Genomic DNA, 12578 nt, shown 5'->3' with positions numbered 1-12578 from the left:
CAAGGTGCTTCATCGCCTGTGATGGTAGAGTGTTGGAGTAATAAGGCGATCGGAAGATCGGGGTGCAGCCCGCCGGACGCCGCTATGGAGGGACTATGAGCGAACGGGAATCGATGCCCTATGACATCGTCATCGTTGGCGGCGGACCAGCCGGTCTGTCTGCGGCGATCCGGCTGAAACAGCTTGCCACTGACGCGGGTCAGGAACTGGCCGTATGCGTGCTGGAAAAAGGCTCCGAAATCGGGGCGCATATCCTGTCGGGTGCCGTGATCGATCCCAAGGCGCTCGACGAATTGCTGCCGCAATGGCGCGACATGGGCTGTTCGCTCGCCGACACGCCGGTGACCGACAACCAGCACTGGTTTCTGACGAAGTCCGGCAAGATGGCTATGCCGCACATCATGACGCCGGGTTGGATGCACAATAAGGGCACCTATACCGGATCGCTGGGCAATCTGTGCCGCTGGCTGGCCGAGCAGGCCGAAGGGCTGGGCGTCGAAATCTTCCCCGGCTTTGCCGCCGCCGAAATTCTCTACCATGAGGATGGCAGCGTGAAGGGCGTTGCGACCGGCGATATGGGTGTCGATCGCGAAGGCAAGCATAAGGGCGATTATCAGCCCGGCCTTGAACTTCACGCCAAATATACCTTCTTTGCCGAAGGTGCGCGCGGGCATTTGACCAAGATTTTGAAGCGCCAGTTCGCGCTGGACGCGGACAGCGAGCCGCAGGTCTATGGCCTGGGCATGAAGGAATTGTGGGACATTGATCCGGCGCTGCATCAGCCCGGTCTGGTGATTCACAGCCAGGGCTGGCCGCTGACCGATGCTTATGGCGGCGGGTTCCTCTATCATCAGGCCAATGGCCAGGTGGCGTTGGGCTTCGTCGTCGGACTTGGCTATCGCAACCCGCATCTCTACCCGTTCGAGGAATTTCAGCGCTGGAAGCAGCATCCCGAAATCCGCAAGTTCCTCGAAGGCGGTCGTCGTGTGTCCTATGGCGCGCGGGCGATCAACGAAGGCGGCTGGCAGTCGGTGCCCAAGCTCGACTTCCCCGGCGGCGCGCTGATCGGCTGTTCGGCTGGCTTTGTGAACGTGCCCCGCATCAAGGGCACGCATACGGCGATGAAGTCGGGCATGTTGGCGGCCGAAGCGGCCTTTGCCGCCGTGCAGGCGGGGCGGACGAGCGACAGCCTGGGCGACTATGACGCCGCCGTGCGGTCAAGCTGGATCGCTGACGAATTGAAGCTGGTCAAGAATGCCGAACCGCTGCTGTCCAAGTTTGGCGGCACGATCGGCACGCTGCTGGCGGGCATAGACATGTGGATGCGGACGCTCAAGATCGGGCTTCCCTTCACGATGAAGCACAAGCCCGACAATGAGAAGATCTGGCACAAGGACGCCTGCGCCAGGATCGCCTATCCCAAGCCCGACGGCGTGATCAGCTTCGATCGCCTGTCCTCGGTGTTCCTGTCGAACACCAATCATGAGGAGGACCAGCCGGTCCATCTGCAGTTGAAGGACCCGGCGATCCCGATCAGCTATAATCTGCCTCTTTATGACGAGCCGGCGCAGCGTTATTGTCCGGCAGGCGTCTATGAAGTGGTGGGTCAGGAAGAGGGCAATCCCCGCTTCCAGATCAACGCGCAGAATTGCGTTCATTGCAAGACGTGCGATATCAAAGACCCAACCCAGAATATCAATTGGGTTGTACCCGAAGGCGGCGGAGGACCGAATTATCCCAATATGTAAGCGCCTGATCCTCTCTCTCGCGCTGATCGCCCCGGCTGCCGCCGGGGCATCGGTCGATCCGCGCAGCGCGATGCACACCTATGCGCAGGCGCGATTGGCGGACAGCGATGGCGCGCTGGCCTTGGCCGTTACCCATTATGGCGAGGCGTTGGCGCGTGATCCCGATCGGGTGGAAATTGCCCAGCGCGCCTATGTGCAGGCGCTTGAGAGCGGAGACAAGGCGCTGGCGCTGCAATCGGCAGCTTTGCTGGATCAGGCAGGCCTATTGCCGCGAGACGGCACTTTGCTGCGGATCGGTGAAGCGCTGGAGCAGCGGAACTGGATTGCTGCCAACACTCTCGTCGATCGGATGGAACAGGAAGGCAATTTCGCCTTTATCGGCCCCATTTTGCGGAGCTGGATCGCTGCGGGCGAGGGGCAAAAGATAACACTCGCGATCGACCCCCAAGACCGTTTTGCCGCATTGGCGCAGCGCTATGTCGATGAGCATCAGGCGCTGCTGGCGCTCAACGAAGGCGACATAGAGGGCACCATCGCCCCATTGCGACGCGCAATTACGATCAGACCTGCCGATGCGTTACTGCGTCTGTCTTTCGCGACACAGTTGGCGGCACGCAAGGCCAAGGCGGAGGCTCTTTTGCTGCTGCCGCCGAATGATGCGCATTTTGCGCGGGCGCGAACCGATATCGCCCGGCGCAGGGTCAAGGCATCGCCACTGACACCAGCGCAGGGCTATGCGCGGTTGTTGGCGCGGTTGGCGACGGATATCGGCTCGGACCGGGACGGTGTGGGGCTGGCGCTGCGGCTGGCACGGATCGCGACCTTCGCCGACCCCGGATCGTTTGAACATCGGATTGTGGCGGCCCGGCTGCTGACGGTGGCTGGCTTTGCGGCGGCGGCGCTTGCCGAGACGGACAAGGTGCCGCCCGGTTGGTACAGCGCGATCGCGCAGGCTGAACGGGTCGATGCCCTGGCGGCGGACGGGCAAATGGATGCGGCGCTGGCGCTGGCCCGCACCTTGGCCGCCGAGCCTGATGCGGAGCCGGAACGGCACGTCCGCCTCGGCCGCCTGCTCGCGGAAAGACGGGATTTCGATGGCGCAGCGGCCGCCTTTCGCGCGGCTCAGGCGCGGTTTGGCGATGCCGATCCGCCCTGGTCGCTGCTGCTGTTCGAAGGCAGTGCGCTGGAGCAGGGCAAGCGCTGGGACGAGGCGCGCGCTGTGCTGGAACGCGCCGCTGCCCTGGCACCCAATGAGCCTGTAATCCTCAATTATCTGGGCTATGCGCAGATCGAGCGGCGACAGAATGTGGAGGCGGCGCTCGATCTTCTCAAAAAGGCAAGCGCGCTCAAGCCGCAGGACCCTTCCATTACCGATTCGCTGGGTTGGGCGCATTATGTGACTGGCAACGTCAAAGCCGCCGTGCCGGTGCTGGAACGGGCTGCAGCGGGCGCGCCATCGGATGTGACGATCAACGAGCATCTGGGCGATGCGCTCTGGACCGCCGGCCGCCGCTATGAGGCGCGCTATGCCTGGGCAGCGGCATCGGTTTATGCCGAAGGCGATGTCGCGGCACGGATCGCTGCCAAGGCCAAGGAAGGATTGAAGCCCGAATATGCCGCACCGTGACGCGGAGTTGGAGGCCGATAGCTTCATCGAAACCGCCTGTGCCAAGGTCAATGTCGCGCTGCATGTGCGGGCGCGGCGGGACGATGGCTATCATGCGTTGGAAAGCCTGTTCGTCTTTGCCGAGCATGGCGATCGTCTGATCGGCTGGGCGACCGATGATGGCGCGATCGACCTGGTGATCGACGGGCCGTTCGGCGAGGCGCTGGACGCGGGGCCGGGCAATCTGGTGGTGAAGGCGGCGCGGGCGCTGCAATCCTATCTCGGTGAACAACGTGGTGCGGCGATCCGCCTGACCAAGGTCTTGCCAGTGGCGTCGGGGATTGGCGGCGGGTCGGCCGATGCCGCCGCGACCCTGCGCCTGCTGGTGCGGCTATGGGATGTGCGGATCGACGATGGCGAACTGGCGGCTTTGGCCTTGGATCTGGGGTCGGACGTGCCCGCCTGCATCGCCAGCGTGACGCAATTGGTCACGGGACGGGGCGAGGGGCTTGCTCGGCACGCGGTCGAGGGACTGGCGGGCATGGCGATGCTGCTGGTCAATCCGGGCGTTGCCGTGCCGACGGGGCAGGTGTTTGCCGGGTGGGACAGGCAGGATCGCGGGCCGCTCGATGCCGGGAGCTTGAATGCGCTGATAGGTTCGGGCCGCAATGATCTGGAATCACCGGCTATTGTGGTGGCTCCGGTGATTGCAGAAGTGCTGGCTTGTCTCAACGCGCAACCGGGGCTGGTGCTTGCCCGCATGTCGGGGTCTGGGGCGACCTGCTTTGCGTTGTTCGAGGATGATATCGCTTTGGCGGACGCGGCGATGGCGGTGCGCATCGCCCATCCCGATTGGTGGGTGATGGAAACACGGATCGGCGCGGCATGAGCGAGGCCTTTACCCTGATCGAAGCGGGTGGGCTGGACCTGTTGATCGTTGCGGATCATGCGTCGGCGCATGTGCCGGAGGATATCGACCTTGGCATCGACCCGGCGCTGCTTGGCAATCATATCGCGATCGACATTGGCGTGGCAGAGGTCAGTCGGCTGCTCGCGGCGCAACTGGGTGGCACGGCGATATTGGGCGGCGTGTCGCGGTTGGTGATCGACCTCAACCGCGAAGAGGACGCGCCCGGCCTGTTGCCGGTGATGAGCGATGGCCACGCCATATCGGGCAATCGCGATGCGGATTTGAGCGACCGGATGCGGCGCTTCTACCATCCCTATCATCAGGCGGTCGAGCGGCGATTGGCCATAATGGCCTCGCCCTTCATCTTGTCGGTCCACAGTTTTACGCCCCGGCTGGCGAGCGATCCTGACCAGCGGCGGCCATGGGAGATCGGCATCCTCTATGGCGAGGATGATCGCGCGGCCCGGATCGCCATTCCCCTGCTGGAGGGGGTGGGGTTGATCGTCGGCGATCAGCAACCCTATTCGGGCAAGATGCTCAATGCGACGATGAACCGCCATGCCGAGGCCAATGGCATCCCCTATCTCGGCATCGAGATGCGGCAGGATCTGGTCGGCGACGCGGCGGGGCAAAGGCATTTTGCCGATCTGCTGGGGCCGGTGGTGCTGGCTTGCCGGAGTGCGCTGACATGATGCGTCATAGCTATTGGGGGTTGCTGCTGAGCCTTTCGGCGTGCGGGAGCGATCCCTCGGTCTTGGGGAATGGGCCGGACGCGCGCGTTGATGACGGCATGGCGGACTGTGCGATCGGGCCTGATGCAGCCTGGGCACGGGATTGCGTGATCGAGCGGGCGGGGAACATGTTGACGATCCGGCATCCCGATGGCGGCTTTCGCCGCTTCACGGTGCTGGACGATGGGCGGGGTCTGGAAGCCGCTGACGGGGCGGAGGAGGCCAGGCTCCAGTTGATCGACAAGGATCAGATCGAGATCCGTATCGGCGGTGATCGTTACCGCATGTCGGTTCAGGTGGCGGGGTCCGCTCCCCGATGACGGGTGCGCCGATCCTGACCGCCGCGCAGATGCGGGCGGCGGAGCAGGCGGTGTTTGCGTCGGGTGTCCCGGACTATGCGCTGATGGAGCGCGCGGGTGCGGCAGCGGCGGCGATCATCTGGCGGGCTGGCGGGCTGCGCGACATGCTTGTCTTGTGCGGGCCGGGCAATAATGGCGGCGATGGTTATGTGATTGCGCGGTTGCTGCGCGAACGGGGCGTGGCGGTGCGGGTGGCGGCGCTGGGCGAGAGCCGCACACCGTCGAGCCAACGCGCCCGTGCCGAATGGGGCGGGCCAGTCGAGGATCTGGCGACGGCCGCGCCTGCGACGCAGGTCGTGGACGCGCTGTTCGGCACGGGTCTCTCGCGGGGGCTGGATGCGGCGGTTGCCGCGCGATTGGGCGAACTGACCCAGGCGGCGAGCCATAGCCATGCCATCGACCTACCGAGCGGGGTGGAAACCGATAGCGGCGCGCTGCTGTCCGCGGTGCCGCGCTTTCGGCTTTGCGTCGCGCTGGGGGCACTTAAGCCCGCGCATCTTCTCTATCCGGCGGCGGGATGTTTCGATCGGCTGATCTATGGGCCGATCGGAATCGCTGCGCCGGATCAGGTTCACCGGCTGGGGCCGCCCAGGCTCATGGCACCGGGGGTCGAAGCGCATAAATATACACGCGGGCTGGTGGCAGTGGTCGGTGGCGCGATGGCTGGTGCTGCGCGGCTGGCAGCGCAGTCCGCGTCGTCGTCGGGCGCTGGCATGGTTCGGCTGTTCGCCATGGACGAGGCGGCGGCCGGGCCGGATGCCATCATTCATCAGCAGGTGCAGACGGCGGCGGACGTGGCGATAGCGCTGGATGATGAGCGAATCGCGGTCGTGCTGGTCGGGCCGGGACTGGGACGCGATGCGGCGGCGCGTGACCGGCTGGCGGCAACGGTGACGGCGGGCCATCGGCTGGTGCTGGACGCCGATGCGCTGACGCTGTTGGCGGCTGATGCTATTCCGCAGGGCTCGATCCTGACGCCGCATGAAGGGGAGTTTCGACGGCTGTTCGGCGACCTGCCCGGCAGCAAGATCGATCGCGCGCGGGTAGCGGCTGCGCAATGCGGCGCGGTGGTGATCTACAAAGGCGCGGACAGCGTGATCGCCGCGCCGGACGGGCGGGTGGCAGTGGCGGCAGGCGCTTCGACCTGGCTGTCGACGGCCGGGACAGGCGATGTGCTGGCAGGATTGGTCGGCGGGCGGCTGGCGGTAACGGGCGATCCCTTTCGTGCGGCGAGCGAGGCGGTGTGGCTGCATGGCGATGCCGCGCGGCGGGCGGGCGCGGCGTTTGTGGCCGATGATTTGCCTGATGCGCTGCCAGCGGCTATCGCCGCGCGATTGTGACAGACAGCGACCCAGACATCATCATCCGTATCGCCGCCAAGGGCGATGGCATCACCGCCGATGGCCGTCATGCGGCGCTGACCGCACCGGGCGACCGGCTCTTGCCCGATGGCACCATCGAGCGCGGCCCCCATCATGTCGCCCCGCCCTGCGTCCATTTTCCGGCCTGTGGCGGTTGCGAGTTGCAGCATCTCGATGACGCCAGCCTGTCCGATTTCGTGAGCGGGCGGGTGGTCGGAGCGCTCGCCGGACAAGGGGTGACGGCGCAGGCCGTGTTGCCCGCCCATCTGTCGCCACCGATGACGCGACGGCGCGCGTCGCTACGCGCGGCGCGATCGGGGCGCAAGATCACTATCGGCTTTGCCGAGGCAGGCAGCCACACGCTCATTGACCTCACCATGTGTACGGTTCTCGACCCGCGCCTGTTCGCGCTGCTCGCGCCGTTGCGGGATTTGCTGACGCTGATCCTGCCGGACAAGCGGGCCGCGCATGTCCGCATGTCGCTGATCGACCAGGGTGTCGATCTGCTGTTGGAAGGGGTGCGGGTCGAGGGACTGGCTGCGGACGAAGGGCTTGGCGATTTTGCGCGGACGCATGGGCTTGCCCGGCTGACGATCGACGAGGGTGATGGGCCGCAAACGCGCTGGGAACCCGAAGCGGCGACGGTGACGTTCGGTGGCGTAGCGGTCGGCTTTCCGGCTTTCTCTTTCCTGCAGGCGACGCCCGATGGCGAAGCGGCCTTGGTTGCGGCGGTGCGCGATGCGATGCCGGAGACGGGGGCGATCGCGGACCTGTTCTGCGGGTTGGGCACCTTCGCGCTGGCGCTGGGGGCAGGACGGCCGGTCTATGCGGCGGAGGGCGCGCGCGATGTCGTGATGGCGCTCAAGCTGGCGGGACAGCGCGCGCAGCGGCGGATGGTGGCCGACCATCGCGACCTGTTCCGTCGTCCGCTGACGCCGGTGGAACTCAACCGCTTTGCCGCCGTCGTGCTGGACCCGCCGCGCGCGGGCGCAAGGGAACAGGTGATGCAACTGGCGGCCTCGACCGTGCCGGTAATCGCCTATGTCTCGTGCAATCCGGCGAGCTTTGCGCGCGATGCGGTGCATCTGGTCGCGGGCGGCTATCGCCTGGAGAGCGTCCGCTCGGTCGGGCAGTTCCGCTGGTCCACCCATGTCGAGATGGTCGGCATCTTCCGCCGATAAAAAAAGTCCCTCGCCGCAGGGGGAGCGGCGAGGGACTGGCATCCTCTCCACAGGGAAACCGCAGTCGGTTTAGCCCAGCTTGATGACCGTTGCGCGACGGCGGGCGGGTACGGCTTCGGCATAGAGGCTGGCCATCGGCTCATCCTCCACTTCGATCGTCGTTTCCGACGTGAAGCCATTGAAGCCGGTCCGCATCGCCGCGCCATAGGCACCCAACATGCCGATTTCGATATAGTCGCCAACGCCGACATCGGCGGGCAGCATGAACGGGCCGACCATATGGTCCATATCGTCGCAGGTCGGGCCATAGAAGGAGAAGCCGGTCTGCTCCGCCATGCTATCCTCTTCGCGCAGCAGCGCGACGGGGAAGCGCCAGCCGATATGCGCCGCATCGAACAAGGCACCATAGGCACCGTCATTGATGTAGAGTTCCGTGCCGCGACGGCGCTCTACCCGCACGATGATGGAGCTATATTCGGCGGACAAGGCCCGGCCGGGTTCACACCACAATTCGGACGAATAGCTGACCGGCAGGCTTTCAAAGCCACGGTGGATCGCGTCGAAATAATTTTCGAGCGCGACCGGCTCCATGCCGGGATAGATGGACGGGAACCCGCCACCTACGTCGATAATATCGACCGTGACTGCCGCATCGACGATCGCTGCGCGGACGCGCTCGATCGCGTCGCTATAGGCCTGCGGGCTCATCGCCTGGCTGCCGACATGGAAGCAGATGCCAAGGGCATCGGCGGCCTGGCGGGTGGCCATCAGCAGATCGCGGGTTTCGCCCAGTTCCGCACCGAATTTCGATGCGAGGGACAATTCGCTATGCTCGGACGACACGCGCAGACGAACGCACAGTTCCAGATCGGTCGCGTCATTGGTGGCGCGCATGATCTTTTCCAACTCGTCGATCGTGTCGAGCGAGAAGGTGCGCACGCCATGGACGGCATAGGCTTCGGCAATGGCTTCTTCAGCCTTGACCGGATGCATGAAGCATAGCTTCGCGTCCGGCAGCGTTTGCGCGACGAGCCGCACTTCCGCGATGGAAGCAACGTCATAGTGCGAGATACCGCTGTCCCACAATGTCCGAAGCAAATCGGGCGAGGGGTTCGCCTTGACCGCATAAAGCGAGCGCCCCGGAAACTTCTCGACGAAGAATCGGGCTGCCCTGGCCGCGGCCTGGGGACGAATAAGCGTTACCGGTGCTGCCGGTGTGAGGGCGGTTGCTACCCCCAGCGCGCTAGGATGCTTGTGCAATTCAAGGGACCTCCAGTGTAGTCAAGGTGAAAGAAGCTGCCTTGCGGTGGAAGTCCCATGGGGCAGCGGACGGCCGCTATATGCGGAGGGGTCCCCCCTGTAAAGCGCATATGAAAATTTTGTTGCGCAAGGTCGCACGAAGCGTGCGTCAGGAGAGGCGGGCCTTGAAGTCCTGATAGGAAAAGGCCCGGATTTCGCGGAGATCGTCGGTGGATGAGTTCCACAGCCAGATGGCGGGCAGGGGCACACCGTTGAAGCTATTGGTCTTGACCATCGAATAATGGGCCTGGTCGAGGAAGGCGATGCGCGCGCCCGGTTCCGCGCCGCCAGGCACATGATAGTCGCCAATAATGTCCCCGGCAAGGCAGGAGGGGCCACCGAGTCGGACCAGCGGCCCTTCGCTCGGCTCATGCAGCATCGCGGGGCGATAGGGCGCCTCGATCACGTCGGGCATGTGGCAGGTGGTGGAGATGTCGGTGATGGCGACCGGCATGCCATTGTCGATCACGTCGAGAATCTCGCCGACCAATATGCCTGCATCGAGCGCCATCGCTTCGCCCGGTTCCAGATAGAGGGTGAGGCTGGTCTTGGCCTTCACCCCCTGGAGAAAGGCAACAAGATCGTCGCGCTGATAATCGGCGCGGGTGATGTGATGACCGCCGCCGAAGTTCAGCCATTTGAGGGTCGAGAGGTGCGGCAGGATATGCGGTTCAACCGCCGCCCATGTCCGTTCCAGCGGTGCCAGATCCTGTTCGCACAGGTTATGGAAATGGATGCCATCAACGCCGACCAGATGATCGGGCGTGAGTTGGCTGACGGGAAAGCCAAGGCGACTGTGCGGCTGCGACGGGTCATATTTGGCGACCTCGCCCTCCGGGTTTTGCGGGTTGATGCGCAGGCCGATGTCGAAATCATGCCCAGCGGCGCGGGCGGCGTCGATCTGGGACTTGAAGCGGGCGATCTGGCCGGGGCTATTGAAGATGACATGGTCTGAGATTTTCAGGATTTCGGCCAGGTCGTCGGGCTTGTAGGCGGCGCAATAGGTGGCGACCTCGCCCTTATATTCCTCGCGGCCAAGGCGCGCTTCGTACAGGCCCGACGCGCAGACGCCGTCGAGATATTCGCCCACCACGCTGCCCAGCGACCACATGGAAAAAGCCTTGAGCGCGCCCAGCACCTTGATGCCCGCGCGGTCGCGAACATCGGCGAGGATCGCCAGATTGCGCCGGATCGCGGCCTCATCCACCACGAAGGCGGGCGAGGGGACGCGATACAGATCGAAATGCGCGAAGGCGGCGGGATCGCCGGCTTTGGTTTCCATGAATTCCATTCCCATATGCTCCTGCGAAAGCAGGAGCCTAGGGCGGCAAGCATTGCGCCCCTGACTCTGGGCTCCTGCTTTCGCAGGAGCACGACATTTTAGAACGCCAGCGGGGCGTCCAGTTCCTTCACTTGCCAGGGCAGGCCATGTTTGTTGAGCATGTCCATGAAGGGATCGGGATCGAACTGTTCGATGTTGAACACGCCTTCACCCTTCCACGCGCCTGTCAGCATCATGGCGGCACCGATCATCGCCGGAACGCCGGTGGTGTAGCTGACTGCCTGGTTGCCGGTTTCGGCATAGGCGTCCTCATGATCGCAGACCTGATAGAGATAGACGGTCTTGGCCTCGCCATCCTTCACGCCGGTCGCGATGTCGCCGATATTGGTCTTGCCCTTGGTGGTGGAACCCAGGCTCGACGGTTCGGGCAGCACGGCCTTGAGGAACTGGAGCGGGATGACCTCCTTGCCCTCATAGATCACCGGGTCGATGCGGGTCATGCCGACATTCTGCAGCACTTCAAGATGCTTGAGATAAGCGTCGCCGAACGTCATCCAAAAACGGATGCGTTTGATTTCGGGATAGAATTTGGCGAGGCTTTCCAGCTCCTCATGATACATGAGGTACATATTCTTCTCGCCGACCTGGTCGAAGTCGAATGTCTGCTTGTGGCTGAGCGCCGGGCCTTCGACCCATTCGCCCGCTTCCCAGTGACGCGACGGCGCGGTCACTTCGCGGATGTTGATTTCCGGGTTGAAGTTGGTCGCGAAATGCTGGCCATGGTCGCCGCCATTGCAGTCGAGAATGTCGAGCGTGTCGATCGTGTCGAGCAGATGCTTCTTGATGTAGCTGGCGAAAACGCTGGTCACGCCGGGGTCGAATCCCGAACCCAGCAGCGCCATGATGCCCGCTTCCTTGAAGCGATCCTGATAGGCCCACTGCCAGCCATATTCGAACTTGGGCGTGTCGCGCGGTTCGTAATTGGCGGTGTCGAGATAGTCAGTCTTGGTCGCGAGGCACGCATCCATGATGTTGAGATCCTGATAGGGCAGGGCCAGGTTGACGACCAGCTTGGGCTGCACCTTCTCAATCAGCGCGATGGTGGCTGCGACGTCATCGGCATCGACCTGCGCGACGTCGATGGTGACGCCGGTGCGGGCCAGAACCGATTCGGCGACCTTCTCGCAACTCACGATGCGGCGGCTGGCCAGCGTGATGTGCGAGAAAATATCGGGGTTCATCGCCATCTTGTGAACTGCGACAGACCCGACGCCGCCTGCGCCGATGACCAGAACCTTGCTCAATCTCGTCTCCATATCCTGTACGCGGCATGTGCGCGAAAAGGGTCATATAGGGGCTTGGCGTGACAGCGCAAAGTCAGATGCTTGGGCTGGGCGCCCAGCACATGCCTTAAGGGGCAGTCGCGCAACCTTCTCCAGTCCGCATACGTAACAGCATCGCATCTCTATCAAGCCGATGCGTGGAAGAGGAAGTAAGCCCATGAAATTCTCGAACGTCTCGCTCGCGCTGGCCGCGACCCTGTTGTCCGTCAGCGGCGCGGCCCTGGCCAATCATCATATGGAAAAGAACCCAATGGTGGGCGGCGCGGCCATGTATCCGACCAAGGATATCGTCGATAACGCCGTCAATTCGAAGGATCACACGACGCTGGTCGCGGCCGTCAAGGCGGCTGGCCTTGTCGATACGCTCAAGAGCGCCGGGCCATTCACCGTGTTCGCGCCGACCAATGCCGCCTTTGCCAAGCTTCCCGCCGGTACGGTCGATACGCTGGTGAAGCCGGAGAATAAGGCGACGCTGACGAAGATCCTGACCTATCATGTGGTCGCGGGCAAGATGAACGCCGCCGACATCATCGCCGCCGCGCAGGCGGCCGGTGGCAAGGCGACGCTGACCACGGTCGAAGGCCAGCCGCTGACTGCCTGGAAAGATGGCGATGCCGTCTATCTGCAGGATGCCAAGGGCGGCACGTCCAAGGTGACGATCGCCGACGTCAACCAGTCCAATGGCGTCATCCATGTCATCGATACGGTATTGATGCCCTGATCCCTGTCGGGTGACATGAAGGACAGCGGGCCAGCGG

11 protein-coding genes are annotated in these 12578 nt (G+C 63.8%); 8 read left to right on the top strand and 3 right to left on the bottom strand.

Annotation, left to right across the window (positions count from 1 at the left end; translation table 11 throughout):
- Window positions 1–95 precede the first annotated feature (95 nt).
- The 7 genes from J2W40_RS06755 (at window position 96) to J2W40_RS06725 (ending at window position 7896) form a co-directional block, all read left to right on the top strand.
- Window positions 96–1748, top strand: coding sequence for an electron transfer flavoprotein-ubiquinone oxidoreductase (locus J2W40_RS06755; RefSeq protein ID WP_310222931.1), 1653 nt, complete (start codon window positions 96–98; stop codon window positions 1746–1748).
- A gap of 70 nt (window positions 1749–1818) precedes the next feature.
- A complete protein-coding gene (locus J2W40_RS06750) occupies window positions 1819–3375 on the top strand; it encodes a tetratricopeptide repeat protein (RefSeq protein WP_310223057.1) in 1557 nt (518 codons plus the stop codon).
- A complete protein-coding gene (locus J2W40_RS06745; RefSeq protein ID WP_310222929.1) occupies window positions 3362–4243 on the top strand; it encodes a 4-(cytidine 5'-diphospho)-2-C-methyl-D-erythritol kinase in 882 nt (293 codons plus the stop codon). Before J2W40_RS06750 ends, J2W40_RS06745 begins: the two co-directional genes overlap by 14 nt.
- Complete coding sequence (locus J2W40_RS06740; RefSeq protein WP_310222927.1) at window positions 4240–4956, top strand: N-formylglutamate amidohydrolase; 717 nt, start codon at window positions 4240–4242, stop codon at window positions 4954–4956. The genes J2W40_RS06745 and J2W40_RS06740 overlap by 4 nt, the downstream gene beginning before the upstream one ends.
- The gene (locus J2W40_RS06735; protein WP_310222925.1) at window positions 4953–5315 is read left to right on the top strand and encodes a hypothetical protein; all 363 of its coding nucleotides are present in this window, start codon (window positions 4953–4955) and stop codon (window positions 5313–5315) included. Before J2W40_RS06740 ends, J2W40_RS06735 begins: the two co-directional genes overlap by 4 nt.
- Window positions 5312–6694 carry an NAD(P)H-hydrate dehydratase gene (locus J2W40_RS06730; RefSeq protein ID WP_310222923.1) on the top strand — a complete coding sequence of 461 codons (1383 nt, stop codon included), beginning with the start codon at window positions 5312–5314 and terminating at the stop codon, window positions 6692–6694. The genes J2W40_RS06735 and J2W40_RS06730 overlap by 4 nt, the downstream gene beginning before the upstream one ends.
- Complete coding sequence (locus tag J2W40_RS06725) at window positions 6691–7896, top strand: class I SAM-dependent RNA methyltransferase (protein ID WP_310222921.1); 1206 nt, start codon at window positions 6691–6693, stop codon at window positions 7894–7896. The genes J2W40_RS06730 and J2W40_RS06725 overlap by 4 nt, the downstream gene beginning before the upstream one ends.
- A 69-nt stretch (window positions 7897–7965) precedes the next feature.
- Here J2W40_RS06725 and J2W40_RS06720 read toward each other — a convergent pair whose 3' ends face one another.
- The 3 genes from J2W40_RS06720 to J2W40_RS06710 form a co-directional block, all read right to left on the bottom strand.
- Window positions 7966–9156, bottom strand: coding sequence for a type III PLP-dependent enzyme (locus J2W40_RS06720; protein ID WP_310222920.1), 1191 nt, complete (start codon window positions 9154–9156; stop codon window positions 7966–7968).
- A 148-nt stretch (window positions 9157–9304) separates the two neighbouring features.
- Window positions 9305–10477, bottom strand: coding sequence for a carboxynorspermidine decarboxylase (locus J2W40_RS06715; RefSeq protein WP_310223055.1), 1173 nt, complete (start codon window positions 10475–10477; stop codon window positions 9305–9307).
- A gap of 98 nt (window positions 10478–10575) precedes the next feature.
- Window positions 10576–11781 (bottom strand): saccharopine dehydrogenase family protein, encoded by a 1206-nt coding sequence (locus J2W40_RS06710; protein ID WP_310222919.1) that lies wholly within the window; start codon window positions 11779–11781, stop codon window positions 10576–10578.
- 196 nt (window positions 11782–11977) lie between these two features.
- On the opposite strand from J2W40_RS06710, the gene J2W40_RS06705 reads away from it, so the two are divergent.
- On the top strand, window positions 11978–12541 hold the full coding sequence (locus J2W40_RS06705; protein ID WP_069064773.1) for a fasciclin domain-containing protein: 564 nt from the start codon (window positions 11978–11980) through the stop codon (window positions 12539–12541).
- Window positions 12542–12578 lie beyond the last annotated feature (37 nt).

The sequence above is a fragment of the Sphingobium xenophagum genome (assembly GCF_031457465.1).
Classification (GTDB): Bacteria; Pseudomonadota; Alphaproteobacteria; order Sphingomonadales; family Sphingomonadaceae; genus Sphingobium; species Sphingobium xenophagum_A.
Note: the sequence above shows the minus strand (reverse complement) of the source record. Positions and strands in the feature narration are given on the sequence as shown.